This window comes from Streptomyces sp. NPDC002133 (assembly GCF_040296405.1).
Taxonomy (GTDB): Bacteria; Actinomycetota; Actinomycetes; order Streptomycetales; family Streptomycetaceae; genus Streptomyces.
Map to the genome: position 1 here is coordinate 135,421 of NZ_JBEOXF010000007.1, position 26,078 is coordinate 161,498.

A 26,078-nucleotide genomic window follows, 5' to 3' on the forward strand; every position below is an offset into this window, starting at 1 on the left:
CGCGATGCTGCTCGAAGTGCGCGATCTGCACGTGGAGTTCCGGACCAGGGACGGGGTCGCCAAGGCCGTCAACGGTGTCACCTACGCGGTCGACGCGGGTGAGACGCTCGCCGTGCTCGGCGAGTCCGGCTCGGGCAAGTCCGTCACGGCGCAGGCCGTCATGGGCATCCTCGACGTTCCGCCGGGCCGCATCACCGGCGGCGAGATCCTCTTCCGGGGCCAGGACGTGCTGCGGCTCAAGGAGGACGAGCGGCGGAAGATCCGCGGCGCCGGAATGGCGATGATCTTCCAGGACGCGCTGTCGTCCCTGAACCCGGTGCTGACCGTCGGCGACCAGCTCGGCGAGATGTTCACCGTGCATCGCGGGATGTCGCGCAAGGACGCCAGGGCCCGGGCGGTCGAGCTCATGGACCGGGTGCGGATCCCCGCGGCCAGGGAGCGGATCGGCCAGTATCCGCACCAGTTCAGCGGCGGTATGCGCCAGCGCATCATGATCGCCATGGCGCTGGCGCTGGAGCCGGACCTGATCATCGCGGACGAGCCGACCACCGCGCTCGACGTGACCGTCCAGGCGCAGGTCATGGAACTGCTCGCCGAGCTGCAGCGCGAGCTCGACATGGGGCTCATCCTCATCACGCACGACCTCGGTGTCGTCGCGGACGTCGCCGACCGGATCGCGGTGATGTACGCGGGCCGGATCGTCGAGACCGCGCCCGTACATGACATCTACAAGGCGCCGGCCCATCCGTACACCCGGGGTCTGCTCGACTCGATCCCGCGCCTGGACCAGAAGGGCCAGGAGCTGTACGCGATCAAGGGTCTGCCGCCCAACCTCATGAACATCCCGTCCGGCTGCGCCTTCAACCCGCGCTGCCCGATGGCGCAGGAGGTGTGCACGACGGACGAGCCGGAGCTGTTCCTCGTGAACCGGGACCGGGCGAGTGCCTGCTTCTTCTGGGGGGAGTGCCTCCGTGGCTGAGCCGCTCATCGAGGCGCGCGACCTGTACAAGCACTATCCGCTCACGCGCGGGATCGTCTTCAGGAAGCAGGTGGGTGCGGTCAAGGCGGTCGACGGTGTCGACCTCGACCTCTACCAGGGCGAGACCCTCGGCATTGTCGGCGAGTCCGGCTGCGGCAAGTCCACGCTCGCCAGGCTGCTGGTCAGTCTGGAGCGGCCGACGAGCGGGACGATCCGCTACAAGGGCGAGGACATCACCCGGCTGTCCGGGCGGGCGCTGAAGGCGGTCCGCCGGAACATCCAGATGGTGTTCCAGGACCCGTACACCTCGCTCAACCCGCGTATGACGGTCGGCGACATCATCGGCGAGCCGTACGAGATCCACCCCGAGGTGGCTCCGAAGGGCGACCGGCGCCGCAGGGTGCGGGAGCTGCTGGACGTCGTCGGTCTGAACCCGGAGTACATCAACCGGTACCCGCACCAGTTCTCCGGCGGCCAGCGCCAGCGCATCGGCATCGCCCGTGGTCTTGCGCTCAATCCGGAGATCATCGTCTGCGACGAGCCGGTCTCGGCGCTCGACGTCTCCGTGCAGGCACAGGTCGTCAATCTGATGGAGAAGCTCCAGGGCGAATTCGATCTGTCGTACATCTTCATCGCGCACGATCTGTCGATCGTCCGTCATATCTCCGACCGGGTGGGCGTGATGTACCTGGGACGGATCGTGGAGCTCGGCAGGGACACGGAGATCTACGACCACCCGACGCATCCGTACACCCAGGCGCTGCTGTCGGCGGTCCCCGTGCCCGACCCGGACGCGCGCGAGCACCGGGAGCGGATCATCCTCACCGGGGACGTGCCCTCACCGACGGACATCCCGTCCGGCTGCCGCTTCCGCACGCGCTGCTGGAAGGCACAGGAGCGATGTGCCCTGGAAGTGCCGGAGCTGGCGGTTCCGGCGGTCTTCCGGCTCACCGAAGGACCGGCGAAGCACGACTCGGCGTGCCACTTCGCGGAGGAGAAGCATGTGGTGCCCGGGGAGGGGGAGCAGCCGGGCGGGCCCGGGCCCGCCGAGAGAGCATCCGATGAGGACTGCCCGCCCCGCACGACATCGCGAGGTCCCTCTCAGTGACCGCTCGGCGGTGGACCTGGGCGGCCTTTCCCAGGGCGTCCTGTCACCTCTGCCTGATGGAGTCGAGCTCCTGCCGGTTCGCATCGATGATCTTGTTCCGATCGCCCGGCGTCACGTCCGACGCTCTGTCAGGGCCTCATGGCGCCAGGCCGTCAGACCAGCCCCTGTGCCTCGGCCGTCTCACGGTGCAGGATCGCCAGTCGCGCCCTCTTCTCCGGCAGGAAGACCTCCGGGAGGTCGATCTCGGGCAGGACGATCTCCGGCCCGACCTCGAAGCCGGTACGGGCCAGCCGTTCGACCGCCCTGGCGTTGCGGATGTCCGGCTCGGCGACGATCCGCCGGACCTTCGGATCGGACAGGACGAACCCGGTGAGGACCGTCAGCATGGCCGCGGTGAACCCGGGCCGCGGTGTGCCCTGTGCGGGGCCGGTCATCAGGTGGACGCCGATGTCGCCGGGCTCGGCGTCGTAGCACTCGCTGACGCGGTCGGCCTCCGGCTCGTAGGTCTGGAAGAGCATCGCGGGCCGGCCTTCGCACTCCACCAGCCACGCATGGTGCGTGGTGAGGGAGTCCATGTGCCGGTAGATCTCCAGCACCTCCTCACGGCTCGCCTCGCCCATGCCCCAGAAGCGGGCGCGCTCCTCGGAGACCCAGGAGTGGACGGTGTCGACGTCGCGCTCCGGGTCCAGGGGGCGGACGTGCACCGTCCCGAAGCCGTCGACGGCCTTCTCGTACACGGCCTCAGTGGTCATGGTGGTGGATCTCCTCGGTGAGCTGTGCGAAGTCGGTGACGACGGGGACGAGTTCGCCGCGCAGCCACAGCGGCAGCTGGTCGCGGTGGTGGGCGTCGCCCGGGATGCCGCGGGCGCCCAGCGGGACCACCCAGAGGCTGTCGTCGCGCCGGGCGAGGTCCCACACATAGCGGGCGGCGGGACCGCGGGCAGCGCGGTCCGTCACGCCGGGGACGCTGGACGTGGCGAGTACGCAGTCATGGTCGCCGGCCGTCCCGGGCCACTCCTCGTCCGCCGGCGGCAGCGCCTGCCAGGGGGCGAGCCGGTGCAGTTCGCCCCACGGGACCTCCCGCGGGTCCGCGGCGACCTCGTCGAGGGCCTGACGGACGACCTCGGCGCGGTCGACGCCCGGCAGCAGCTCGGTCGTGAGCAGCCCCTCCAGCGCGTAGCCGACCTTCGCGACGAGGGCGAGCCAGGGCTGGAACACCGCGGGGTACGGCAGCGGCCCGGCGAGGTCCGCCAGTTCCGGCTGCGCCACGAGCCGCCGTACGACGGCGTGCCGTACCGCGGCATAGGCGGCGGCGTCGGCGCTGTCGGCATCCATCCGGCGGTTCCAGCGCAGCAGCCGCTCCCGCAGCCCGGCGGCGTCGGGGGCGAGCCCCTCGAGACCGGCGATCAGCTCCAGGAGCGGGCCGGCGGAGGCGAGATGGGTGTCCATGTGCACGGCCGCCATCTCCGGGGCGGTCCAGCCCTTCGACTTCCGCAGCAGCTCGGCGATGCGGTCCGCGCGGTGCGGGGGCGCGAACTCGACGCCGAGGGGGCCCGCGAGCCTGCGCTCGTTCGCCATGACGGCGAAGTCCTCGACCTCGGCGCGCGGCATCGGTTCGTACCAGCCCTGCCACTCGTGCCCCTGCTCCCAAGCGGGCACGACCCGCAGCCGGTTGTCCCGGTGGCGCAGCGGCACCCGTCCGGCGGTGCGGTGCAGCAGCCCGCCGGAGGTGTCGGCGGCCTGGACGACGTTCACGGGCTCGACCCAGCGGTCGAACGCCCGGTCGACGTCGGCGACGCTCCGGGCGCGGAGCAGCGCGGGGATCGCCGCGAAGCCGAGGTCGGCGGTGACGCGCGGGACGTAGCGCAGGCTGATGGCCTCCACGGTCTCGTCGACGTCCGGCGCGGCACCGATGATCACAGGGCCGCGGTCCGTCTCGATCACCTCGACGGCGACCGGACCGCCGCCCGCCACCTCGACGGTCTCGGTGTGGTGCGTGGCGGGGCGCCAGCCGTCCGGGCCGAACGCCTCGATCCCGTCGTCGTCCGTGCGCCGCAGCCGTTCCCGGTACAGATCCTGGTAGTCCGCCATCGCGTTGGTGATCGCCCAGGCGACGGTGCCGGTGTGGGCGAAGTGGGCGACGCCCGGGACGCCGGGGAAGGCCAGGCCGACGACGTCGAACTCGGGGCAGACGAGATGGACCTGCTGGTAGACGCCGGGGTCCTCGATGAAGCGGTGCGGGTCGCCCGCGATGATCGGGGCGCCCGTGCGGGTGCGGGTGCCCGGGACGAGCCAGCCGTTGGAGCCCGCGGTGCCGGGGCCGTCCGTGGCGAAGAGGTCGATCGCCTCGTCGCCGAGCCGTCGCGCGACCTCCTCGCGCCACAGCTTGGTCGGGAAGCCCGCGAAGAGGATGTGCGTGGAGAGCCAGACCGCCAGGGGGGTCCAGGGGTTCCACACCCCCGGGGCCAGCCCGGCCTTCGCGAACTCGGGTGCGGCCGCCGCGCCTTCCGCGAGGCCGGCGCGGACCCCGTCGACATACGCCCCGACCCAGTCGCGGGTCTCCGCGTCGAGCGCCTCGTAGCAGCGCCGGGCAGTGTCGTCGAGCCGTGCCTGCCGGGCGAACCGGTCCCAGGCGACGGCCTCCTCGCCCAGGAACACGGCCGTCGTTCCCTGCGTCCGGTGCCGCTCCACCTCCAGCTGCCAGGCCCGGTCCACGGCCGCGTTGTGCCCCTGGGCGTAGGCGAGTTCGCTCGCGCTGCCCGCGCGCAGGTGCGGGATGCCCCACGCATCCCGGTGGACCTCGGTCCTGGTCGTCACGCCATTCCTCCTTTAGGTTAGGCTTCCCTAACCTTAACGGGGTCGACCTTACGTGAGGAGCACAGGGTGGGGCATGGCTGGGAGGGCGTGGTCCTCAAGCTGATGCGGGGCAAGGACTTCGCATTCACGGTGACCGGGGCGGAGCAGGTCAGCGAGCGGTACCGTCGGGTCCGTCTCACCGACGGCGGCATGCTCGGCGCGACCGGAGTGCATCCGACCATGTGGGTGCGGCTCTGGTTCGACAACGGGGGGAAGCCGCACCAGCGTGCCTACACCCTGGTCGACCCCGACCCGGAGGCCGGCACCTTCGGCCTGGAGTTCGCTCTGCACGACGGGTGCGCGAGCGACTGGGCCCGCAAGGCCCAACCGGGCGACACCATCGACGCGACCGTCCAGGGCACCGGCTTCGGCGTGCCCGATCCGCTGCCGTCCCGGCTGCTCGTCATCGGCGACCCGGCCTCGCTGCCCGCGATCAATTCGCTGCTCGGCGCCATGCCGGAGACCCCGGCCACGATCTGGTTCGAGACGCCGCACGAGTCCGACGCCGAACTTCCGATACGGACAGACCCCGCCCTCCACGATCTGCGCACGGTCCCGCGTCGCGACGCGGGGGCGCATCTGGTCGAGGAGGTGCGGGCCGCACTGCCGGACCTGCTCGGGGACGACCCGGCGAAGGCGTACGTGTGGATCGCCTGCGACACGACGACCACGCGCACCCTCACGTCCTACGTGCGCAAGGAGCTCGAGGTGCCCAAGGACCGGGTGCACTCCCTGGGCTACTGGCGCGCGATGTAGTCCGATAAGCGGTTATTGTCCGTCAAATTCGTTAACGTCCAGGCAACTCCACCGACGCAGCACCGATATACGAACGCGTCACGCTGAACTCCGTACGGCCGTGCGGGTGCCGTAGACCGGCCGGGGCGCGCCAATCGCCCCGGCCGGTCGCCCGTGGCCCCACAGCCCCGCCCTACGCGTGGAGCGGGGCGGAGCGGGCGGGCTCACGCGAAAGCCTCGCCGGCGATCGGGGTGCGGGGCGCGGGTTCGGGGCGAAGCCGCGATGCCGGAAGGGGCGCGGCGTGCGCTGTGCCGATGTGTGGTTCCGCCGCGAGGACCCGCCGACCCCCACGCCTGGCTCTAGCCCTGGCTCCGGCCCTGGCCCAGGCCCAGCGACCGCCTGAGAAATTCCACCTGGAGCAGCAGCAGGTTCTCCGCGACCTGCTCCTGAGGCGTCATATGGGTGACCCCACTGAGCGGAAGCAGCTCATGGGGGCGCCCTGCCGCCAGCAGCGCCGACGAGAGGCGGAGGCTGTGGGCCATCACCACATTGTCGTCCGCGAGGCCATGGATGATCATCAGCGGTCTCGCCGTCTCCGCCGCTCCGCTGAGCCCGTCGTCCGTGACGAGTGAGTTCGCGGCGTACACCTCGGGCCGCTCGTCGGGCACGCCCAGATAGCGCTCGGTGTAGTGGGTGTCGTACAGCCGCCAGTCCGTGACCGGCGCTCCCGCGATCCCCGCGTGGAAGACGTCGGGGCGCCGCAGCACCGCCAGCGCGGCAAGGTAACCCCCGTACGACCAGCCCCGGATCGCCACCCGGCCGAGGTCGAGCGGGAAGCGGTCCGCGAGGTCCTGCAGTGCCTCGATCTGGTCGTCGAGCGTGAGCGTGAAGTCGTCCTTGATCGCCTTCTCCCACGCGGGGGAGCGGCCGGGGGAGCCCCGCCCGTCCGCGACGACCACCGCGAAGCCCTGGTCGGCGAACCACTGCGACGTGAGGTGCGCATTGTGCGCGGCGACCACACGTTGTCCGTGCGGCCCGCCATAGGGATCCAGCAGCACCGGAAGCACACCGTCCGACTCCCGGTGTCCGGAGGGCAGCAGCACGGCGCACGGAATACGCCGTGCGCCCCCCTCGGTCAGGTTGACGTGGGCGGACAGCACGGGTTCCTCCGCGTGCGAGGAGATCACGGCGAGCAACTTCCCCTCCCGCAGCACCTGCACCGTCGAGCCGGTCGATTCCGGACTCGCCGAAGCGAGCACGGTCACCGCCCCGGACCGCACGGCGGAGTGCACCCCGATCTCCTCGGAGACGCGCTCCACGCCCAGCTCGTTGACCCGGTACACATGGATCTCGCCGGTCTCCGGCCCGGCCGCTTCCGCACCCGCCGACGCCGAGACCAGGACATCCGAATCCCCGATGTCCAGCACGGCCCGCACATGCAACTGCGCCCCGGTCAGCGGCCGGTCGCCCACCGCCAGCACCCGCGCACCGCCCTCGTCGGCGATCCTCACCAGCCGCCCGTCGGGCGCCCACGCGGGAGCCCCGGACGGCAGTTCGATCCACACCGGGTCCTCGTCCACATGCACCGTGCGCGTCCCGCCCGTATCGGTGTCCACGCCGAGATACAGCGCCGTGCGCTGGTCCCGCGACTGCACGAGCAGCAGCGGAGCCCCGGAAGGCGACCAGTGCACACGCGCCAGATACGGGTAGCGCGTCCGGTCCCAGGCGACCTCCGTGCGCTCCCCGTCGAGCCCGATCAGATACAGCCGCACGTCCGCGTTGGCCGTTCCCGCCGCCGGATACGCGACCGGCGCGGGCTCCCGGTCCGGCTGCGCCGGGTCCGCCATCCACCACCGCTGTACGGGAGACTCGTCCACGCGCGCCACGAGCAGGCGGTCGCTCCCGGGCCCCCACCAGAACCCGCGCGTGCGGCTCATCTCCTCGGCCGCCAGGAACTCCGCCACGCCGTACGCCGTCTGCCCGTCCTCCGGCTCGGCGAGCGCGCGGTCCCCGTCCCCCTCGGCGCCGATCACCCGCAGCGCCCCCCGCGCCACGTACGCGACGTACCGCCCGTCCGGTGAGGGCCGCGGATCGATCACCGGCCCGGCGGCGGGCAGTTCGCGGGACGTGCCGGCCCGCAACTCGGCCGTGAACAGCCGCCCGGACAGCGCGAAAGCCGCCAACTCCACCGCCTGGTCCACGGCATAGCCGACGATGCCCCCGGACCCCTCACGGCTGCGCTCCCGGCGCGCCCGCTCCTCGGCGGGCAACTCCTCGACGGCCCCGTGCAGCAGCGCCTCCGGATCGGCGGCGACGCGCTCACGCACCTCGCCTTCGAGGTCGAGGACCCAGAACCGGTGGGCCCGTTCCGTCCCCGACGGGGAGCGGAGGAACACCACGCGGGAGCCGTCGGGCGCCACCGTGAACGCCCGCGGTGCGCCCAGACCGAAGCGCTGGGTCCTGGCGTACTGGCGGGGAAAGGAGAGCGGAACGGAAGGTCGATCGGCGGGCGGATGGGGGAGCTGCTGCCTCGAGGTCATGTGGCCGAATCTAGTGCCGTGCGCCCCCGTGTGCTGCTGTGCACCGATCGATGCGTGGGTGTGGATAGTTATGATCCGTGTCGCCAGGTGGGTAGGAAACCTCCGGCACAGGGGCACATGCATGCTGACCGTTGCGGACCGAATATCTGTGGAGGTGAACCGCCGTGGCACTCTCGATTTCGGCGGTGGTGCTGCTGGCGATCGTCGTCTTCCTTCTGGTCAAGAAATCGGGGCTCAAGGCCGGGCACGCGGCGGTGTGCATGCTGCTCGGGTTCTATCTGGCGAGCTCCTCCATCGCGCCCACGATCAGTGAGCTGACCACCAATGTCGCGGGCATGATCGGCGGCATCAAGTTCTAGAGCCGATCCGGTAGGCAGGGCCTGGCCCCGGGCCTCGTAGGCTGGGGCCATGACGGACCTGCCAGCTCGTCGTCTGCTCCTGGTGCACGCGCACCCCGACGACGAGTCGATCAACAACGGCGCCACCATGGCGCGGTACGCCGCCGAAGGCGCCCGCGTCACGCTGATGACGTGCACCCTCGGCGAGGAGGGCGAGGTCATCCCGCCCGAGCTCGCCCATCTGGCCGCCGACAAGGAGGACAGCCTCGGCCCGCACCGGATCGGGGAACTGGCCGCAGCCATGGCCGAGCTCGGCGTCACCGACCACCGTTTCCTCGGCGGCCCGGGCCGCTTCCGCGACTCCGGGATGATGGGTCTGCCGCAGAACCGCCGCCCCGGCGCCTTCTGGAACTCGGAGGTGGACGAGGCCGCCCCGTATCTCGTCGAGGTGATCCGTTCGGTACGGCCGCAGGTCCTCGTCACGTACGACCCCCGCGGCGGCTACGGCCACCCCGACCACATCCAGGCGCACCGCGTCGCGATGCGGGCGGCCGACCTCGCCGCAGAACCGGCCTTCCGGCGAGACCTCGGCCGCCCGCACACCATCGCCAAGATCTACTGGAACCGGGTGCCGCGCTCGGTCGCGGAGGAGGCCTTCGCACACCTGCGGGCCGCCGACGGCTCCCAGACCTTCCCCGGAATCGCGGACATCGGTGACATCCCGGGCGTCGTGGACGATGCGGAGATCACCACCGAGATCGACGGCACCGCGTACGCCGGCCGGAAGTCCGCCGCGATGCGCGCCCACGCCACCCAGATCGCGGTGGACGGCCCGTTCTTCGCACTCTCCAACGACCTCGGCCAGCCGGTGTTCACCACCGAGTACTACCAGTTGGTGCGTGGCGAATCCGGCGCACCGGCCGGTGCGCGCGAGCACGACCTGTTCGAGGGGATGGCCTCATGACCGAGCCCGGAGCCTGGATGACCAAGTCCCCGAAACCCGGACGCATCGCCGCATACCTCGGCCTCGCGGTCCTCGGCTTCGTCGTCGGAACCGCCGGCTCGCTGGTCCAAGCCGCCTGGTTCCCGGTCGGGTTGCTGCTGGCGCTGCTCGGCGCCGCGGGGCTCTTCTACGGCGGGATGCGCGCCACCGGCACCCAGCTGGGGGCGGTCGCACCGGCCGCCGGCTGGATCGTCGCGGTGCTGCTGCTGAGCGCCGGACGGCCGGAGGGCGACGGCCTCTTCGCCGGCGGAGTCGGTGAGATCGTCTTCCTGCTGGGAGGAATGGTGGTCGTTGTGATCTGTGCCACCATGGCGCGCCTGTCGCAACCAGGCGGTCGAACAGGCCGACTTGGCACGTGACGTGTCCTGTCTCAGGCCGAAATGACCATGCCATGACCACGCCCCGCGGAGCGCATGCGGAGCACCGCTTCCCGCAGTCGCCGGGTGCGGATCGGCGGCGGCCAGTATGGTGGTGCGCGCCGCCGAGCCGCCCGTAGCAGTGAAAACAGTAAGAACGGGCGGCGGAGCCGATCGGGAGAACCTGCATTGAGTCGTGAAACTGACAGTTCGTCCTCCGGCCCCCAGGGGCGCGGCGGAGCCGCGTACCCGTCGGGGACGCCGCCGTACGGATCCCGCCAGTATCCGTCGCTGCATCCCACGCAGGACGCCCCGGACGAGAGAGCCGAGCCTGCGGCCCCTCCGCAGCCGGACGAGCCCAGGACCGAGACCACGCTGACCACGCGTATCCGGATCAACATCCCGGGCTCGCGGCCCATTCCGCCGGTCGTCATGCGTACGCCGATGAGCGATGTGAACCCGCGGGAGAACGCTGCCGGCGCCGCGGGTGCGAACGGCGCGAACGGCGCCAGGGATGCACAGGGCGAGCGGCCCGCCGAGCGTACGGGCAGCACGCCGCGGCCCGCGGCCGCCACCCGGCCGCCGGCCGCTCCTGCTCCGCGCGAGGAGGCCCCGGCCGCGCCGGAGAAGCCGGCCGAGGAGAAGACGAGCGACTGGTTCGCGCCGCGCAAGGCGCCGGCGCCTTCACCGGCCCCCGCACCGTCCGCTCCCGAGACGCCGAGCGGAGCCGGCGCGCCGCGCACGCCCGGTCTGCCGACCAGGCCCGGCGGTACGGGCGCCCCGAGCGCGCCCACCGGGCCGGGCGCCGCTGCCCCGCGTCCCGGCGGCTCGCTCAGCGACGTCGCGGCGAACGCGGACGGCCCCGGGCCCGGCCGGTCCACGCCTCAGTTCGGTCTGCGCCCGCCAGGGGGTTCCCCCACACCGCAGGGCGCGCAGGGCCCCGCCGGCCCCACCGCCGGTCCGGTCACCGGCACTTCGCCGTTCGCCCCGGGCGGCGGCGGGCCGCTGATGAGCGACGACACGGCCGTACTGACTCCGCAGAAGCCCGCGCCCGATCAGGGGCATGGCCCGTCCGGCCCGGGGCCCCTCGTGCCCGGCCCCTCGGTCCCTGGTGCCAATGTCTCCGGCGACACGCTCACGAGCGGCATCCCGGTGGTCCCGCCGGAGCACCGCTCACCCTTCGCGCCCTCGGTGCCGGGCGGCCCGTCGGCCGGCCCTGACGGCGGTCCGTGGCCCTCAGCCGGGCCGGGTGTGGACTTCTCGGCGCCCGACTTCCCCGGCCCGGCGGGCCCGGCGCACCGTCCGCCCGGCTCCTCGCCGTCCCCCTCGGCCGGTGCTCGTGCCGGCGCCCCTTCGTCCTCGTCGCGCACCGCTCCGAAGAAGGGCCGGTCCAAGCTGGTCCTCGCGGGCGCGGCCGTGTTCGGACTGCTCGGCGTCGCGTACTGCGCCGGCCTGCTGCTCAACCACTCCGAGGTCCCCAAGGGCACCACCGTCCTCGGCGTCGACATCGGCGGCGGTACCAAGGAGGACGCGGTCGCCAAGCTCGACGCCGCCCTCGGCGAGCGCGCCGCCGCCCCGCTCCGGCTCGCGGTGGGGGCCAAGAAGGAGCAGCTCGCCCCGGACAAGGCGGGCCTCTCCCTCGACAGCCAGGCGACCGTCCGGGACGCCGCCGGCAGTGACTACAACCCGGTCTCGGTCATCGGCTCCCTCTTCGGCGGCGAGCGGGTGGCCCAGCCGGTCATCCCGGTCGACGGGGAGAAGCTCCAGGTCGCGCTGACCGATCTGGCGGGCACCTCCGGCTCGGCCACCGAGGGCACGATCCGGTTCGAGCCGGGCAGGGCCGTCGCCGTACCGGGCAAGGCGGGACAGACGCTGGACGTCCAGCAGTCGATGATCTCGGTCAAGGACGCGTACCGCGCCCAGGTCGAGACGGGCAGGACGAACGAGGTCGAACTGCCCCTCGGCATCCGCCAGCCCACCATCACCAAGGCTGAACTGGACCGGGCGATGAAGGACTTCGCCGAGCCCGCGATGTCCGGCCTGGTCACGATCAAGGCGGGCGGCAAGGAGATCAAGTTCGGCCCCGCCCGGTCGCTCCCGCAGATCCTGTCCATGAAGCCGATCAACGGCCGGCTCGTCGAGGTCTACGACAAGAAGGCCATCGAGGAGCTCCTGGACGGCGTCTTCGACGGCATCCTGATCACCAAGGGCGACGGCAAGCAGCACCCGGTCACCGCCAGCGACGTCGCCTCCGCGATGCAGAAGGCGCTGCTCGGCAAGACCGCGGCCGAACGGACCCAGACGATCGAGCTCAACCCGCAGGGCTGACGCGCGGTCGGGCTTCGCCCGGCGCATCCGCTACCGAGAGCCCCCACCCGACCACGGGCGGGGGCTCTCGGGCATGCGGGCTCCGGGGCATCCGAGTACATTCAGGGCCGGGGTATGCGGACGAATCGGGAGTGATCCGTCATGACTGCCACGATGCATGCCGTGCGAGCCCACGAGCGCGGCGGCCCCGAACGCTTCGCGTACGAATCGGCCCCGCGCCCCGAACCCGCTCCCGGCGAAGCGCTCGTCGCCGTGTGCGCCGCGTCGATCACCGCCGGCGAACTCGACTGGGACGCCACCTGGACCGACAGGCTCGACGGGACGGGGCACGACCGCACGCCCACCGTCCCCTCGCACGAGGTCTCGGGCATCGTGGCCGCGCTCGGCAGCGGGGTGACCGATCTCGCGGTCGGCGAGGAGGTCTACGGGCTGATCCCGCTCACGCACGACGGCGCGGCCGCCGAGTACGTCACCGTTCCCGCGGACATGCTCGCCGCGAAGCCGGAGTGCCTGGACCACGACAGTGCGGCGGCCGTCCCGCTCGCGGCGCTCACCGTCTGGCAGGCGCTCGTCGACCACGCCGCACTGCGGCCCGGGCAGCATGTGCTGGTGCACGGCGGCGCGGGAGGCGTCGGCACCTTCGCCGTGCAGATCGCCGCGGCGCTCGGCGCGCGGGTGACGGCCACCGCTTCGGCGCGGGACGGGGAATTCGTCACCGGCCTCGGCGCGCAGCAGGTCATCGACTACCACAACGAACGTTTCGAGGACCTCGTCCACGACGCCGACGTGGTGCTCGACCTCGTCGGCGGCGAGACGCTGGACCGCTCCTGGGCGTCGGTGCGGCGCGGCGGAATCGTGATCAGCGTCGTGCAGCGGCCGGATCCGGAGAAGGCCGCCGCCCACGGCGCGCGAGGAGTGTTCTTCACCGTCCGACCCGACCGGCCCGGTCTCCTGGCCATCGAGGAACTGATCGACACCGGCAGGCTCAGGCCCGTCGTGGACCGCGTCGTACCGTTCACCGAGACACGAGCCGCCTACGAGGCGCTCGTGACGGAGCACCCGCGCGGCAAGGTCGTCCTGCACGTCGACCACGGAGGAGCCGGGGAGGCAGGGGAGCCCGGGTGAGCCGGGAAGACGGGTGAACGGGTAGCCGCTACAGGCCGGCACCGGCACCACGTCCGCGACATCGGCGGACCGCGAGGGGGCGTCTCCTCCGGTGCCGTCCCGGTCGCCTGGGACACGGTGGCGGCCAGCCCCCACCACCCAGCCACAGACCGGTCTCGACCGGGACGCAGCCGGCCGTGTTCACACGGATCGGGGTGCTGCGGCGCCCGATCGGCGGACCGGCCGTCATGTGCGAGCAGCTCAGGCACATCCTGGCGCTGGGGGAGAGTCGCCGTATCCGCGTGCATGTTCTCCCGTACGAGGTCGGGGCTCACGCGCTGCTGGAGGGCTTCGTCTCGCTCATGAGGTTCGACGACCTTCCGGCGATCGCCTATGTGGAAGGCTTGAAGTCAGGCAGGGTCTGGGAACTTCCGTCCGTGGTACGCCAGATCCAGGAGGTCTACGATCATGCCCTGGGCGACGCGCTGTCGCACCGCAAGTCCCTGGCGCTGATCAGGTCCGTCGCGGAGGATTACGAGCATGAAGCTCACTGAACACTCAGCGGGTTGGCGGAAGTCCAGCTACAGCGGCGGCAGCAGCGGCGAATGCCTCGAAGTCAATGACTCCCACCCCACGGCGATCCCGGTCCGTGACAGCAAGCGCCCCCACGGCCCCGCGCTCCGCTTCGCCCCGGCCGCCTGGACCGCCTTCGTCAGCTCCCTCAAGGGCGGCGAGTCCGGACGTGGTTGAGCTGTACCCGACGATCGAGCCGTACGAGAAGGGCATGCTCGACGTCGGCGACGGCAACCTCGTGTACTGGGAGGCATGCGGCAATCCCGACGGCAAACCCGCTCTCGTCGTCCACGGCGGTCCGGGGTCAGGGTGCGTCCCCGGCATGCGCCGGTTCTTCGACCCGGACCGCTACCGGCTGATCCTGTTCGACCAGCGCGGCTGTGGTCGCAGCACCCCGCATGCGAGCGATCCCGCGACCGACATGCGGCACAACACCACCCAGCACCTGATCGCCGACATGGAGCGGCTGCGGGAGCACCTGGGCGTCGATCGCTGGCTGCTGCACGGCGGATCGTGGGGCTCCACGCTGATCCTGGCCTACGCCGAGCAGCACCCCGAGCGGGTGTCCGAGATCGTCATTGCCGGTGTCACCACGACCCGGCGCTCGGAGACCGACTGGCTCTACCGCGGCGTCGGCCGGTTCTTCCCCGAACAGTGGGAACGCTTCCTCGCCGGTGCCCCCGGCACACCCTCCGACGGGGACGTCGTCGGCGCCTACGCCCGCCTGGCAGCCGACGCCGACGCCGACGTCCGGGCCAGGGCCACGGCCGACTGGTGCGCCTGGGAGGATGCCGTCCTGTCCGGGGAGACGAAGGGCGCCTCCAACCCGTACGGCGACCGCCCCTCGGCCGACCGCCTCGCTCTCGTACGCATCTGCTCCCACTACTTCTCCCACGGCGCCTGGCTGGAGGAAGGAGCCGTGCTGCGTGACGCCCACCGCCTGACCGGCATTCCGGGCGTCCTCATCCACGGCCGCCTCGACTTCTCCAGCCCGCTCGACACCGCGTGGGACCTCGCCCGCGGCTGGCCCGACGCACAGCTGATCGTCGTCGAGGACGCGGGCCACCTGGGCACCACCACGACCCGCGCCCACGTCCTGGAAGCGCTGGACCGCTTCGCCGGCCAGTGACGGCGCCCGGCCTCAATCTTCCGGACGTCGTCGGTCCAACCGGTTCGGGGTGTCCAGGGCGCCTCGGGGCGGCTCAGGGCGACTGCAGGGCCGGCCGTGCGGCGAATCCGATCAGCGGGACTTTCTGTGACCTGCTCGTCCCCGTTGCCGTCCTCGATGTCGTCGGCCGTGGTGCGCCGGGCGCTGCGGAGCGTCGCGATGTCCATCCAGTCAGGACCGGCTCGGCGGTCCTCTGTCCGGGAGCTCGGCCCGAGGCGCGGCCCGGGGTTCGGCCGAGCCCCGGCCGGCTCGGCTCAGTTCAGCATCGACCGCGCCGCGTGCGCCCGGCGTCTGATCTTCTCCGCCGTCGCCGGCTCGACCGCGGAGACGATGTCCGCGTACGCGTCCATCTCCGCCGCGCCCGCGAGGAACTCGCCGCGCTGGACGAGGAGCTGGGCGCGGTCGAAGCGGAGACGGGCCGGATGGGAGGGGAGGAGGAGGGAGAGGTCGACGGCCCACAGCGCCACGTCCGTACGCTCCGGCCGGGCGGCCGCCCACGCGCGTATGTTGTTGAGGATCCGCACGACGATCTCCAGCGGGTCTGTCGGGACCAGCATCGACGGGTCGAGCGCCTCGCCCGTCGAGCCGACGACGAGAAGCTCCGCGTCGGAACCGGTCAGCAGACGCCCGCCCGCGAAGGGGTCCGCGAGGACGGGCTTCGCCGGGTCGCCGAAGCCGACGACGAAGTGGCCGGGGAGCGAGACGCCGTACACATGTGCCCCCGCCCGGCGGGCCACCTCGAGCCAGACGACGGAGAGCAGGATCGGCAGGCCGCGTCGGCGCTGCAGTACGTGGTGGAGCAGGGACGACTCCAGGCGCTGGTAGCAGCCGGGCGTGCCGTGGAAGCCGCAGCGCTCCCCGAGCAGCCCGGCCAGCGCCGCCACCCAGGACTCCGGCCCGCTGATGCCGTACGGGACCAGGCCCGCCAGGCGGTCCAGCTCGATCTCGGCGGCGTCGATCCCCGCCTCGTCCAGCGCCGCGTCGGCCTCCGCGCCCACGAGCAGGCACAGCGTCGCCAGGTCGGGCCGCGCGGAGCGTGCCTCCTCGGCGAACCGGCGGCGCCAGTGGCGTGTGGCGTCGGGATGCGGCGGGTGCATATGCGTCTCGTACCCGCTCAGGAAGATCGGGAGTATCGGAAATGGTGATAGAGGTGATGGATCGCGAAACCCATCCCCTCGTACAGGGCGCGCGCACCGCCGTTGTCCGACTCGACCTGAAGCCACGCCGCCGATGCGCCCTCCTCCATGGCCCGCCGCGCGAGTGCCGCCATCACGGCCGTCGCCAGGCCCTGCCTGCGCTGCTCCGGAGCCACCTCCACGGCCATGAATCCCGCCCAGCGGCCGTCCACCACACAGCGACCGATCGCTGCGGGCGCATCGCCCTCGCCCGGCACGGTTGCGAACCACACCGAGGGGCCGCTGGACAGGACCTTCACCACATGGGGGCCGGGCACAGCGAACCGTTGGTAGCGCCGGAGCCACGCATCGTCGACCGATCGCGCGAGCCGCACCCGCGACACATCGGCATCCACGTCCCCCACCGGCACGAGCCCGCCCGTCCGCAGCTCCGCCGTCACCTCGCGCTGCCAGCCGAGCCGTTCCAGCTCCGCGCAGAGCGCCTCCTGGGTGCCCTCCGCCCCGGTCGCGGTCTGGACGTACGCCGGAAGGTCGCGCTCCGCGTACCAGGCCCGCACCCGCGTCAGCGCATCGTCCAGCGGCACCCCGGGATCCCCGAGGGGCAGCACCGAATTCGCCCGTCTCGTGAACCCGGACGCCGCCCGCAGTACCCACTCCCCGAGCGGCTCGCTCTCCACCGGCTGCCACGCCCGCGCCGACACCCGCGCCAGCTCCTCGAAGGACGCCGCGGGACCCCGTCGGCGGGCCGGTGCGGCAGGGACCACCTTGCCCGCGACCAGCGAGGATTCCGGGATACGGACGGTTTCCCCGGTCCTCCGTGTGATCAGCAGCACACCCTCGTTCCATGATGTGAGAACGCCGATCGTGTCGGTGAACTTCTCCGACGCGGGCCCGGTGTCGGCGAGCCGCCGTACGGAAACGCGTTTTCCCACGTCAGAGGGGGTGATGCGGACCTCCATGCGTCCGCCCGCGGTGAATTCCACAGCTCAGTCCTCCCCTCCTGTTCGGATCATCCCCAGGAACGGAGATACTAGATGCGGGCATCGACGACGCCGCGCTCCCGCGCAGCCCCGCGGCGAGCCGCAGATCGGACGCCGCGCCCTACCGAGGAGGAACGACAGCGTGACCTACGTCATCGCGCAGCCTTGTGTCGACGTCAAGGACAAGGCGTGCATCGAGGAGTGCCCCGTCGACTGCATCTACGAGGGCCAGCGGTCCTTGTACATCCACCCGGACGAATGCGTCGACTGCGGAGCATGTGAGCCGGTCTGCCCGGTTGAGGCAATTTTCTACGAGGACGACACTCCCGAGGAGTGGAAGGACTACTACAAGGCGAACGTCGAGTTCTTCGACGAGCTCGGTTCGCCCGGTGGCGCGTCCAAGCTGGGCCTGATCGAGCGCGACCACCCCTTCATCGCCGCTCTGCCGCCGCAGAACGGCTGATCGCGCCACCTCGGTCCCGTACGGTTCGTCCGCCGTACGGGGCCGTGGCGTTTCGTACGCACGAGAGAGTGAGCACCGTGTCCCTCGTATCGTCCCGCCTGCCCGTCTTTCCCTGGGACAAGCTCGAGCCGTACAAGAAGACGGCGTCGGCCCACCCGGACGGCATCGTCGACCTCTCCGTCGGCACGCCCGTCGACCCGGTCCCGGCGCTGGTCCAGCAGGCACTGGTCGCGGCAGCGGACTCGCCGGGATATCCGACGGTGTGGGGGACGGCCGCGCTGCGGGACGCACTCGTGGGCTGGTGCCAGCGGCGGCTCGGAGCGGTGTCGTTCGGACACCCCAATGTCCTGCCGGTGGTGGGGTCCAAGGAGCTGGTGGCCTGGCTGCCGACGCAGCTGGGGCTCGGCGCGGGCGACAAGGTGGCGTACCCGCGGCTCGCCTACCCGACGTACGAGGTCGGCGCGCGGCTGTGCGGGGCGACTCCCGTCGTGTACGACGACCCAACCGAGCTCGACCCGACCGGGCTGAAGCTGCTCTGGCTGAACTCGCCGTCGAACCCGACGGGCCGGGTCCTGTCCAAGGACGAGCTGACCCGGATCGTCGCGTGGGCGCGCGAGCACGGCGTCCTCGTCTTCAGCGACGAGTGCTACCTGGAGCTGGGCTGGGAGGCCGAGCCCGTCTCCGTGCTGCACCCGGACGTCTGCGGCGGCTCGTACGAGGGCATCGTCTCCGTCCACTCGCTGTCCAAGCGCTCGAACCTGGCGGGCTACCGGGCCGCTTTCGTGGCCGGTGACGCGGCCGTCCTGGGTGAGCTGCTGCAGATCCGCAAGCACGGCGGGATGATGACGCCCGCGCCGGTGCAGGCGGCGACGGTCGCGGCGCTCGGCGACGACACGCACGTCGCGGAGCAGCGGGCCCGGTACGCGGCCCGGCGCGACGCCCTGCGCGAGGCGCTGCTCAAGCACGGCTTCCGGATCGAGCACAGCGAGGCGAGCCTCTATCTGTGGGCGACCCGCGACGAGCCCTGCTGGGACACGGTCGCGCACCTGGCGGAGCTGGGCATCCTCGTCGCACCCGGAGACTTCTACGGGGCGGCGGGCGAGCGGTTCGTGCGCGTCGCCTTCACGGCGACGGACGAGCGGGTGGAGGCGGCCGTCAAGCGCCTCGGCTGACGGCCTCGGCCGACGACATGCGGAAGGGCCCTCGGGAGCACGCTCCCGAGGGCCCTTCCGCGTTGGTGCTCAGCCGAGCAGTCCGCCGGTCGGGAGCTGGCCCGTCGGCAGCTGGCCGGTGGGGAGCTGGTCGGTCGGGAGCGTGGTGCCGGCGTCCGGAACGGGCACACCGCCCGTCAGTCCCCCGGCGGCGGGCACGGCCTGCTCGGCCGCGGTGCCCGCGGTCCGGCCCGCGAGGTCGGAGGCGCTGCCGACCGCCTGGCCGGCCGCGTCCTGCGCGGCGGGGGTGCCTGTCTTGACCGCCTGCCCAGCCGTCTTGCTCGCGGTCGGCAGGCCCGTACCGACCAGCTTGCCGCCGGTCTCGCTCGCCAGACCGGTCGCCTGCTGCGCGGCACCGCTCGCGGTGTCGGCGGCCGCGGCGCTGTCGAGCCGGGTCAGCCCGCCGCCCAGGTTCGGGGCCTGGGAGAGGTCCACGGCGCTTGCGGAGCCGGCCGCACCGACCACGGGAGCTGCACCAGCTGCGACGAGCAGCGCGGCACGGGCGATCCGGCGGGTCAGGGGGAGGGACATGATGCTCCTTCGACGAGAGAACGTTGGGTGTTGCCTGTCCGGCGATCGGACGCAGTGACAACCGCCTTGGGGGCCGGAATGGTTGCGGTGGGCAGAGGTAAAGAGTTGGCAATGCATCGCATAATCGGCTGCGGACAAAAACGGGCGAACATTGCGCGTCCAGGCAGCCTGCCGAACCGTCACTTCCCTTTTCCTGCAAGGGAATTCCGGGCCTTCCTCGAACGTGCCCGAACGCCCCGCGGAAACCTCGCCCGTCCGCGAAACGGTCCCCACGGGAGAGTGATGCCCCGGACGCCTGCGCGATACGAAAACGGGGGCGGCGGAATCTCCCCGACCCCGCGCTTTCCGAACCGGGCTCCGCCCGTACGCCCCTTCCTCGGGCTCACCCGGAATCCGCGCGCCTGAAGCGCCGAAGGGGCTCGGTTCGGCCCCTCCGGCGTTTGAGGACGGACGTCCGGGCACACGGGGCGGTACCGGCACGATCCCAGCACGGACGCCTTGTCCTCACGCGGCGGCGGCTCATCGACACCGGAGGCGGGAGAAAGCCCGCCCGGGCGCCCCGCGCCCGCGGCCTACCGTGACGCGATGCGGATCCTGACCGCGTCCGCGGCCGCGTTCGTGTCCGTCGGCGTCCAGCCCTCGTCCGCCTCGTCCGCGCGCCACACCTGGCCCGAGTACCAGACCTCCTCGATCCGCAGCACGGACGCCTGGGCCACCGCCCAGTGGGCCAGCTCCCAGCCGCGCCGGGAAGCGGAGCCGGCGGCCGCGCCGGTGCTCTTCCCCTTGCCCGCGCCCGCCGCCCCGGCCTTCGCGATCACCGGCACGGTGAGCTGGTCCGCGCCTGCGCCCCCGCTCCCGGACGCGGGCAGCACGCCCGCGCCGAAGGAGCGGGTCAGCTCGGCGCGCAGCTTGGCCGGGTCGCCCGGACCGGTCTGCCGACCCGCCGTGCAGGTCAGAGCCGCGGACGCACGGCCCGTGAGCGCGGCCGCCAGCAGGGAGGCGTCCGGCTCGTGCTTCGCGTACGCCTGCGGGAAACCGCTGCGCTGGACGCGCTGCGCCGCCACGGTCAGCGGCAGCCGCGAGTAGCCCGGGACCTCGGCGAGGTGGTCGTAGAACTTCCCGGCGGAGTACACCGGGTCGAGGATCTGCTGCGGGGTACCCCAGCCCTGCGAGGGGCGCTGCTGGAAGAGGCCGAGCGAGTCCCGGTCGCCGTGCCTGATGTTGCGCAGCGCGGACTCCTGCAGGGCCGTCGCCAGGGCGATGGTGACCGCGCGCTCCGGCATCCCGCGGGTGGTGCCGACCGCGGAGATCGTGGCGGCGTTGGCGGCCATCTCCGGGGTGAGCTCGTACGACGTACCGGAGCCGGAGCCGGACGAGTCGGAGTCCACCCGGTCGACGGAGCGCACGACGCACCGCGGGGCGCCCCCGCCGCTCATGTACTGCACGACGACATACGCGACCAGCGCCAGCAGCACGGCGAGTGCGGCCGTGCTGCGCAGAACGCGGCCGCGCCGGGTGGGGGAGGCGGTCTCGGTCACGGGGCCACCGTACCGGGCCCTCGCCGTTGGCCCACCGGGGCCCAGGGTCCGTCTTGTGGATCAGGCCCTGGGCAGGTGGGGCGCTAGGGTCGGTGCCATGTCCGACACCACGCTTGACCTCACTCTGGATGCCCCGGCGCTGACCGCCCGACTCGTCGATTTCCCGTCTGTCAGCGGCAGCGAGAAGGCCCTGGCCGACGCGATCGAGCAGGCGCTGCGCCCGCTGCCGCACCTGACGGTCGACCGGCACGGCAACAACGTCGTGGCCCGTACGAACCTGGGCCGCGCCGAGCGGGTCGTCCTCGCCGGTCACATCGACACCGTGCCGATCGCCGACAACGTCCCCTCCAAGCTGGACGGCAACGGCATCCTGTGGGGCTGCGGCACCTCGGACATGAAGTCGGGCGTCGCCGTCCAGCTGCGGATCGCCGCGACCGTCCCGGCCCCGAACCGCGACCTGACCTTCGTCTTCTACGACAACGAAGAGGTCGCCGGACACCTGAACGGACTGGGGCATGTGGCAGAAGCCCACCCCGACTGGCTGGAGGGGGACTTTGCCGTCCTGCTGGAGCCGTCCGACGCCCAGGTCGAGGGCGGTTGCCAGGGCACACTGCGAGTCCTGCTTCGTACGAAGGGGGAGCGCGCACACTCCGCGCGCAGCTGGATGGGGTCCAACGCCATTCACGCCGCCGGCCCGATCCTCGCCCGCCTCGCCGCGTACGAGCCGCGCCGCCCGGTGATCGACGGGCTCCAGTACCACGAGGGGCTCAACGCCGTCGCGATCGAGGGCGGCGTCGCCACCAACGTCATCCCCGACGAGTGCACCGTGGTGATCAACTACCGCTACGCACCGGACCGCAGCATGGCGGAGGCCGAGGCCCATGTCCGCGAGGTCTTCGCGGACTGCGAGATCACCGAGCTCGTCGTCGACGACCACGCGGGCGGGGCGCTGCCCGGGCTCTCGCACCCGGCGGCCGCCGCGTTCATGGAGGCCGTCGGCGGCACGGCGCGGCCGAAGTTCGGCTGGACCGACGTTTCGAGGTTCAGTGCGCTGGGCGTCCCCGCGGTGAACTACGGACCCGGCGACGCGATCTACGCCCACAAGCGCGACGAGCACGTGGCCGTCGACAAGATCACGCACTGCGAGGTGCGGCTGCGGGACTGGCTCACCGCCTGACCTCGCAGCGGCCCCACCGCCGGACCTCTCACTGCCCGACCTCGGGAATTTCGCTCCCGTCCATCTCCTTGGACCTACGCTGACCTGGAACGAGCACCGCAGCGGAGGGAGCAGGTCATGGGCAACCCCGACGAAGCACGGAGGCCGGAGGAACAGCGGCTGGGACCCGTGCTGCGCCGCAGAGAGCAGATCCAGGCCGGCACCACAGACCAGCGACTGCTGGACACCGAGGGCGACTCCGAGTGGGTGCACACGGATCCCTGGCGGGTCATGCGCATCCAGTCGGAGTTCGTCGAGGGCTTCGGAGCGCTGGCCGAACTGCCCAGTGCCATCAGCGTATTCGGCTCCGCGCGGACCGCTCCCGACAGCCCCGAGTACGAGGCCGGAGTCCGTATCGGCAGGGCCCTCGTCGACGCGGGCTTCGCCGTGATCACGGGCGGCGGGCCCGGCGCGATGGAGGCCGCGAACAGGGGCGCACGGGAGGCCCGGGGCATCTCCGTCGGGCTCGGCATCGAGCTGCCCTTCGAGCAGGGGCTCAACCCGCACGTCGACATCGGCGTGAACTTCCGCTACTTCTTCGTCCGCAAGACGATGTTCGTGAAGTACGCCCAGGGCTTCGTCGTCCTGCCCGGCGGGCTCGGCACCCTGGACGAACTCTTCGAGGCACTCACCCTCGTCCAGACCGGCAAGGTGACCCGCTTCCCGATCGTGCTGTTCGGTTCGGAGTACTGGAGCGGCCTGGTCGACTGGCTGCGTCACACGGTGGTCGCACAGGGCAAGGCGTCCGAGCGCGACATGCTGCTCTTCCACGTCACGGACGACGTGGAGGAGGCCGTCAAGCTGGTCACGAAGGAGACGGGCCCCCCGCCGCCCATCCCGTTCGAGGGCTACGAGGCGTAGGGTCCCGGCTTCCGGACGGGCTCACTCCGGGCCCGTCCGCGTACCGGTCCCACCGCCTCGGGCCGGGACGGGCCCGGCCCCGCCCAAGGCCGCACCCGTGCCGGTTCGCGCCGGCCGACCTCAGGCCAGGCCCCGGCGGGCGACCGCCGGAGGCCGATGGCCGGCGATGGCGGCCACCATGTCCAGGACCTGCCGGGTCTCCGCGACCTCGTGGACGCGGTACACCTGGGCGCCCAGCCACGCCGACACCGCGGTCGTCGCGAGCGTGCCGATCACCCGCTCCTTCACCGGGCGGTCGAGCGTCTCGCCGACGAAGTCCTTGTTCGACAGGGACACCAGCACCGGCCAGCCCGTGTCCACCATCTCGCCGAGCCGGCGGGTCGCCTCCAGCGAGTGGCGGGTGTTCTTCCCGAAGTCATGACCGGGGTCGATGAGGATGCCGTCCCGGCGCACCCCGAGTTCCGCCGCGCGCTCGGCCAGGCCCGTGGTCACCCGGAGGATGTCCGCCATGACGTCGTCGTAAGCGATGCGGTGCGGGCGCGTGCGCGGCTCCGCTCCGCCGGCGTGCGTGCACACCAGACCCACCCCGTAGCGGGCCGCCACCTCGGCCAGCTGCGGGTCCACGCCGCCCCACGCGTCGTTCAGCAGATCCGCACCGGCCTCGCAGACGGCTTCGGCCACGTCGTGCCGCCAGGTGTCGACGCTGATCACCACATCGGGGAAGCGCCGGCGCACCTCGGCGACGAAGCCGACCGTGCGACGAGCCTCTTCCTCGGCCGTCACCTCCTCCCCGGGACCGGCCTTCACGCCACCGATGTCGATGATGGCGGCCCCCTCCGACACCGCGTGCTCGACGCGGGCCAGGGCGGGCTCGTCGCGGAACGTTGCGCCCTGGTCGTAGAAGGAGTCCGGGGTCCGGTTCACGATGGCCATGATCACCGGCTCGTGTGCGCCGAATTCGCGCCGCCCCAGTCGCAGAGTCCCGCTGCGCATCCCCTGCATCTGCTGTTTCCTCCTCGCGATCGGTCGCCTGCGACCTTAACTGTCGGTGGCGCATGGCACGATCGGCAGCGGATGGTTTCCTGCTCCGGGGAGAGGCGCTGTGTTCTGGTTCTTGCTGATCGCGATGGTCGTGGTGGTGGCCGCAGTCACCCTGGCGGTGGTCGGCGGCGGTGAGCGCGCGGTTCTCCCGGAGGTGGCGCCCGAGCAGCTGGTGGACCCGCTGCCGGCCGCGCGGCCGGTCTGCCGTGCGGACATCGACGCGCTGCGGCTGCCGGTGTCGCCGCGGGGCTACCGGATGGCGGATGTCGACGACGTCCTCGACCGGCTGAGCGCGGAGCTCGCGGAGCGGGACGCGCGCATCGCCGAGCTGGAGTCGGCGCTGGCCGGGCGGCACGCGACGGAGACGGGGCAGCCGTCCGAGCTGTTCGGTGACCATCGGGGCGACCGGCCCGGTGGCTTCTTCGACAAGCGCCCCGATGAGCGGTCCGTCGAGCGTTCCGGGGACGAGCGGCCGGGACCTGGAGCGGGGCCGGAGCCGGACTCCGAGGGGGAGCGATGAGCGACGGAGCGATCGCAGGTCCGGACGGGCGGCTGCGCTGCCCCTGGGGTCTGTCCACCGAGGACTATGTGACGTACCACGACACGGAGTGGGGCCGCCCGGTCCACGGGGACGACGCGCTGTTCGAGCGGCTCTGTCTGGAGGCCTTCCAGTCCGGGCTGTCCTGGATCACGATCCTGCGCCGCCGCGAGGGCTTCCGGCAGGCGTTCGACCAGTTCAAGATCGCGTCGGTGGCGGCCTTCACGGACGCCGACAGGGAGCGCCTGCTCGCCGACCCGGGGATCATCCGCAACCGCGCGAAGATCGATGCGACGCTCGCCAACGCGCGGGTGCTCGCGGACTGGTCGGCCGGCGAGCTGGACTCGCTGATCTGGTCGTACGCCCCGGACCCGGCCGCCCGCCCGGCGCCGCGCACCCTCGCGGAGGTCCCGGCGGTCACGGACGAGTCCACGGCCCTCTCCAAGGACCTCAAGAAGCGCGGCCTGCGCTTCGTCGGCCCCACGACGGCCTATGCCCTGATGCAGGCGTGCGGCCTGGTCGACGACCATCTGGCCGACTGCGTGGCCCGCGGCGCGGCCGAGTAGACCAGGCACCGAGGACCGGGCGTCGAGACCAGGCCTGTCCGGACCGAGGGTCCGGACCAGGCCTGTCTTCCGGACCGGGCCCTACCGCCCCAGGTACTTCGGCTTCGCCTTCTCGAGGAAGGCCTGGACCGCGATCCCGTGGTCCTCGGAGGCTCCGGCCCTGGTCTGCAGCTCGTCCTCCTTCTCGAGCGTCTCGTGGAGCGAGTGCCCGGCGCCGTACGCCATGGACTCCTTGATCGCGGCGTACGCGACGGTCGGGCCCTCGGCGAGTGCGCGGGCGACCGCCGCGGCCTCGGCGGCGAGCTCCTCCGCCGGCACGAGCTTGTTCGCGATGCCCAGGTCGTACGCCTCCTGAGCCGAGATCGACCGCGGGAAGAGCAGCAGATCCGCGGCGCGGCTCGCACCGATCAGCCGCGGCAGAGTCCAGGAGACGCCCGAATCGGCGGTCAGCGCGACCCCGGCGAAGGACGTCGTGAACTTCGCCGAGTCGGCGACGACCCGGTAGTCGGCGGCGAGGGCGAAGCCGAGGCCCGCGCCCGCGGCGACCCCGTTCACGCCCGCCACGACCGGCTTCGGCATCTCGGTGATGGCCCGCACGATGGGGTTGTAGTGGTCACGCACCGTGTTCATCGTGTGGCTGGTGCCCGCCTCCTTGTCGGAGAGCAGCAGAGAGACGTGCTCCTTCAGGTCCTGGCCCACACAGAACGCCCGGCCCGTCGCGGTCAGCAGCACCGCCCTTACGGCCTCGTCGGCCGCGGCGGCCTGGACGCTGTCCCGGAGGGCCTCCTTGGCCTCGACGTTCATCGCGTTCATGGCATCGGGCCGGTTGATCGTGATGGTCGCGAGTCCGTCCTTCACTTCGTACAGAACGGTGTCGGCCATGGCAGGGTCCCCTTTGCGGCTCGGGC

General features: G+C 72.0%; 26 protein-coding genes. 17 read left to right on the forward strand and 9 right to left on the reverse strand.

The window, feature by feature from the left end; translation table 11 throughout:
- Positions 1-4: 4 nt before the first annotated feature.
- Both ABT078_RS11255 and ABT078_RS11260 read left to right on the forward strand, forming a co-directional pair.
- Positions 5-979, forward strand: coding sequence for an ABC transporter ATP-binding protein (locus tag ABT078_RS11255; protein WP_351226426.1), 975 nt, complete (start codon positions 5-7; stop codon positions 977-979).
- Complete coding sequence (locus ABT078_RS11260; protein ID WP_351226252.1) at positions 972-2,087, forward strand: ABC transporter ATP-binding protein; 1,116 nt, start codon at positions 972-974, stop codon at positions 2,085-2,087. The genes ABT078_RS11255 and ABT078_RS11260 overlap by 8 nt, the downstream gene beginning before the upstream one ends.
- A 152-nt stretch (positions 2,088-2,239) precedes the next feature.
- Here the strand turns inward: ABT078_RS11260 and ABT078_RS11265 are convergent, their stop codons facing one another.
- Complete coding sequence (locus ABT078_RS11265) at positions 2,240-2,839, reverse strand: GNAT family N-acetyltransferase (protein ID WP_351226254.1); 600 nt, start codon at positions 2,837-2,839, stop codon at positions 2,240-2,242.
- A complete protein-coding gene (locus ABT078_RS11270) occupies positions 2,829-4,904 on the reverse strand; it encodes a penicillin acylase family protein (RefSeq protein ID WP_351226256.1) in 2,076 nt (691 codons plus the stop codon). The genes ABT078_RS11265 and ABT078_RS11270 overlap by 11 nt, the downstream gene beginning before the upstream one ends.
- 66 nt (positions 4,905-4,970) lie before the next feature.
- Between ABT078_RS11270 and ABT078_RS11275 the strand changes: the two genes are divergently transcribed.
- Positions 4,971-5,699, forward strand: a complete 729-nt coding sequence (locus tag ABT078_RS11275) for a siderophore-interacting protein (RefSeq protein WP_351226258.1) — start codon at positions 4,971-4,973, stop codon at positions 5,697-5,699.
- 339 nt (positions 5,700-6,038) lie between these two features.
- Here the strand turns inward: ABT078_RS11275 and ABT078_RS11280 are convergent, their stop codons facing one another.
- Positions 6,039-8,219 carry a S9 family peptidase gene (locus ABT078_RS11280; protein WP_351226260.1) on the reverse strand — a complete coding sequence of 727 codons (2,181 nt, stop codon included), beginning with the start codon at positions 8,217-8,219 and terminating at the stop codon, positions 6,039-6,041.
- A gap of 164 nt (positions 8,220-8,383) precedes the next feature.
- Here ABT078_RS11280 and ABT078_RS11285 point away from each other — a divergent pair, with 164 nt between their 5' ends.
- From ABT078_RS11285 to pip, 8 genes are all read left to right on the forward strand, one after another.
- Entirely contained in the window at positions 8,384-8,578 is a 195-nt protein-coding gene (locus ABT078_RS11285; RefSeq protein WP_351226262.1) for a hypothetical protein, read from the forward strand.
- A gap of 49 nt (positions 8,579-8,627) precedes the next feature.
- Positions 8,628-9,521: an N-acetyl-1-D-myo-inositol-2-amino-2-deoxy-alpha-D-glucopyranoside deacetylase gene (gene mshB / locus ABT078_RS11290; RefSeq protein WP_351226264.1), complete on the forward strand. Its 894-nt coding sequence runs from the start codon at positions 8,628-8,630 to the stop codon at positions 9,519-9,521.
- A complete protein-coding gene (locus tag ABT078_RS11295) occupies positions 9,518-9,919 on the forward strand; it encodes a DUF6113 family protein (protein ID WP_351226266.1) in 402 nt (133 codons plus the stop codon). Before mshB ends, ABT078_RS11295 begins: the two co-directional genes overlap by 4 nt.
- Before the next feature lie 186 nt (positions 9,920-10,105).
- The gene (locus ABT078_RS11300; protein WP_351226268.1) at positions 10,106-12,244 is read left to right on the forward strand and encodes a hypothetical protein; all 2,139 of its coding nucleotides are present in this window, start codon (positions 10,106-10,108) and stop codon (positions 12,242-12,244) included.
- Between the two features lie 141 nt (positions 12,245-12,385).
- Positions 12,386-13,369: an NADP-dependent oxidoreductase gene (locus ABT078_RS11305; RefSeq protein ID WP_351226270.1), complete on the forward strand. Its 984-nt coding sequence runs from the start codon at positions 12,386-12,388 to the stop codon at positions 13,367-13,369.
- A gap of 176 nt (positions 13,370-13,545) precedes the next feature.
- Positions 13,546-13,902 (forward strand): DUF5753 domain-containing protein, encoded by a 357-nt coding sequence (locus ABT078_RS11310; protein WP_351226272.1) that lies wholly within the window; start codon positions 13,546-13,548, stop codon positions 13,900-13,902.
- Positions 13,889-14,098: a DUF397 domain-containing protein gene (locus tag ABT078_RS11315; RefSeq protein WP_351226274.1), complete on the forward strand. Its 210-nt coding sequence runs from the start codon at positions 13,889-13,891 to the stop codon at positions 14,096-14,098. Before ABT078_RS11310 ends, ABT078_RS11315 begins: the two co-directional genes overlap by 14 nt.
- Positions 14,091-15,050 carry a prolyl aminopeptidase gene (gene pip / locus ABT078_RS11320; RefSeq protein WP_351226276.1) on the forward strand — a complete coding sequence of 320 codons (960 nt, stop codon included), beginning with the start codon at positions 14,091-14,093 and terminating at the stop codon, positions 15,048-15,050. The genes ABT078_RS11315 and pip overlap by 8 nt, the downstream gene beginning before the upstream one ends.
- A gap of 293 nt (positions 15,051-15,343) precedes the next feature.
- Here the strand turns inward: pip and ABT078_RS11325 are convergent, their stop codons facing one another.
- Both ABT078_RS11325 and ABT078_RS11330 read right to left on the reverse strand, forming a co-directional pair.
- The gene (locus tag ABT078_RS11325) at positions 15,344-16,186 is read right to left on the reverse strand and encodes a transglutaminase family protein (RefSeq protein WP_351226278.1); all 843 of its coding nucleotides are present in this window, start codon (positions 16,184-16,186) and stop codon (positions 15,344-15,346) included.
- A gap of 17 nt (positions 16,187-16,203) precedes the next feature.
- A complete protein-coding gene (locus tag ABT078_RS11330) occupies positions 16,204-17,208 on the reverse strand; it encodes a GNAT family N-acetyltransferase (RefSeq protein ID WP_351226280.1) in 1,005 nt (334 codons plus the stop codon).
- 139 nt (positions 17,209-17,347) lie between these two features.
- Here ABT078_RS11330 and fdxA point away from each other — a divergent pair, with 139 nt between their 5' ends.
- Together fdxA and ABT078_RS11340 are read left to right on the forward strand one after the other, a co-directional pair.
- On the forward strand, positions 17,348-17,668 hold the full coding sequence (gene fdxA / locus ABT078_RS11335; protein WP_010474859.1) for a ferredoxin: 321 nt from the start codon (positions 17,348-17,350) through the stop codon (positions 17,666-17,668).
- Between the two features lie 77 nt (positions 17,669-17,745).
- Positions 17,746-18,840, forward strand: coding sequence for a bifunctional succinyldiaminopimelate transaminase/glutamate-prephenate aminotransferase (locus tag ABT078_RS11340; RefSeq protein ID WP_351226282.1), 1,095 nt, complete (start codon positions 17,746-17,748; stop codon positions 18,838-18,840).
- Positions 18,841-18,909: 69 nt separating this feature from the next.
- Here the strand turns inward: ABT078_RS11340 and ABT078_RS11345 are convergent, their stop codons facing one another.
- Together ABT078_RS11345 and ABT078_RS11350 are read right to left on the reverse strand one after the other, a co-directional pair.
- Positions 18,910-19,410 (reverse strand): ATP-binding protein, encoded by a 501-nt coding sequence (locus ABT078_RS11345; protein WP_351226284.1) that lies wholly within the window; start codon positions 19,408-19,410, stop codon positions 18,910-18,912.
- A gap of 572 nt (positions 19,411-19,982) precedes the next feature.
- On the reverse strand, positions 19,983-20,948 hold the full coding sequence (locus tag ABT078_RS11350; RefSeq protein WP_351226286.1) for a VldE C-terminal domain-containing protein: 966 nt from the start codon (positions 20,946-20,948) through the stop codon (positions 19,983-19,985).
- A gap of 97 nt (positions 20,949-21,045) precedes the next feature.
- Here ABT078_RS11350 and dapE point away from each other — a divergent pair, with 97 nt between their 5' ends.
- Both dapE and ABT078_RS11360 read left to right on the forward strand, forming a co-directional pair.
- Entirely contained in the window at positions 21,046-22,125 is a 1,080-nt protein-coding gene (dapE, locus tag ABT078_RS11355; RefSeq protein WP_351226288.1) for a succinyl-diaminopimelate desuccinylase, read from the forward strand.
- A gap of 117 nt (positions 22,126-22,242) precedes the next feature.
- A complete protein-coding gene (locus ABT078_RS11360; protein ID WP_351226290.1) occupies positions 22,243-23,025 on the forward strand; it encodes an LOG family protein in 783 nt (260 codons plus the stop codon).
- 120 nt (positions 23,026-23,145) lie between these two features.
- On the opposite strand, the gene folP is transcribed toward ABT078_RS11360, so the two are convergent.
- Entirely contained in the window at positions 23,146-24,018 is an 873-nt protein-coding gene (gene folP / locus ABT078_RS11365; protein WP_351226292.1) for a dihydropteroate synthase, read from the reverse strand.
- A 109-nt stretch (positions 24,019-24,127) separates the two neighbouring features.
- On the opposite strand from folP, the gene ABT078_RS11370 reads away from it, so the two are divergent.
- The gene (locus ABT078_RS11370; protein ID WP_351226294.1) at positions 24,128-24,586 is read left to right on the forward strand and encodes a DivIVA domain-containing protein; all 459 of its coding nucleotides are present in this window, start codon (positions 24,128-24,130) and stop codon (positions 24,584-24,586) included.
- Positions 24,583-25,170, forward strand: a complete 588-nt coding sequence (locus ABT078_RS11375) for a DNA-3-methyladenine glycosylase I (protein WP_351226296.1) — start codon at positions 24,583-24,585, stop codon at positions 25,168-25,170. Before ABT078_RS11370 ends, ABT078_RS11375 begins: the two co-directional genes overlap by 4 nt.
- A gap of 81 nt (positions 25,171-25,251) precedes the next feature.
- On the opposite strand, the gene chcB is transcribed toward ABT078_RS11375, so the two are convergent.
- On the reverse strand, positions 25,252-26,052 hold the full coding sequence (gene chcB / locus ABT078_RS11380) for a 2-cyclohexenylcarbonyl CoA isomerase (RefSeq protein WP_351226298.1): 801 nt from the start codon (positions 26,050-26,052) through the stop codon (positions 25,252-25,254).
- Positions 26,053-26,078 lie beyond the last annotated feature (26 nt).

Bases quoted from the DNA above. Each gene is read 5' to 3' on its own strand.
- folP (WP_351226292.1), bottom strand. From the start codon at position 24,018: ATGCGCAGCGGGACTCTGCGACTGGGGCGGCGCGAATTCGGCGCACAC.
- ABT078_RS11280 (WP_351226260.1), bottom strand. From the start codon at position 8,219: ATGACCTCGAGGCAGCAGCTCCCCCATCCGCCCGCCGATCGACCTTCC.
- ABT078_RS11295 (WP_351226266.1), top strand. From the start codon at position 9,518: ATGACCGAGCCCGGAGCCTGGATGACCAAGTCCCCGAAACCCGGACGC.
- ABT078_RS11305 (WP_351226270.1), top strand. From the start codon at position 12,386: ATGACTGCCACGATGCATGCCGTGCGAGCCCACGAGCGCGGCGGCCCC.
- ABT078_RS11255 (WP_351226426.1), top strand. From the start codon at position 5: ATGCTGCTCGAAGTGCGCGATCTGCACGTGGAGTTCCGGACCAGGGAC.
- chcB (WP_351226298.1), bottom strand. From the start codon at position 26,052: ATGGCCGACACCGTTCTGTACGAAGTGAAGGACGGACTCGCGACCATC.
- ABT078_RS11265 (WP_351226254.1), bottom strand. From the start codon at position 2,839: ATGACCACTGAGGCCGTGTACGAGAAGGCCGTCGACGGCTTCGGGACG.
- dapE (WP_351226288.1), top strand. From the start codon at position 21,046: ATGTCCGACACCACGCTTGACCTCACTCTGGATGCCCCGGCGCTGACC.
- ABT078_RS11375 (WP_351226296.1), top strand. From the start codon at position 24,583: ATGAGCGACGGAGCGATCGCAGGTCCGGACGGGCGGCTGCGCTGCCCC.
- ABT078_RS11325 (WP_351226278.1), bottom strand. From the start codon at position 16,186: ATGCACCCGCCGCATCCCGACGCCACACGCCACTGGCGCCGCCGGTTC.
- ABT078_RS11315 (WP_351226274.1), top strand. From the start codon at position 13,889: ATGAAGCTCACTGAACACTCAGCGGGTTGGCGGAAGTCCAGCTACAGC.
- ABT078_RS11360 (WP_351226290.1), top strand. From the start codon at position 22,243: ATGGGCAACCCCGACGAAGCACGGAGGCCGGAGGAACAGCGGCTGGGA.
- mshB (WP_351226264.1), top strand. From the start codon at position 8,628: ATGACGGACCTGCCAGCTCGTCGTCTGCTCCTGGTGCACGCGCACCCC.
- ABT078_RS11345 (WP_351226284.1), bottom strand. From the start codon at position 19,410: ATGTCCCTCCCCCTGACCCGCCGGATCGCCCGTGCCGCGCTGCTCGTC.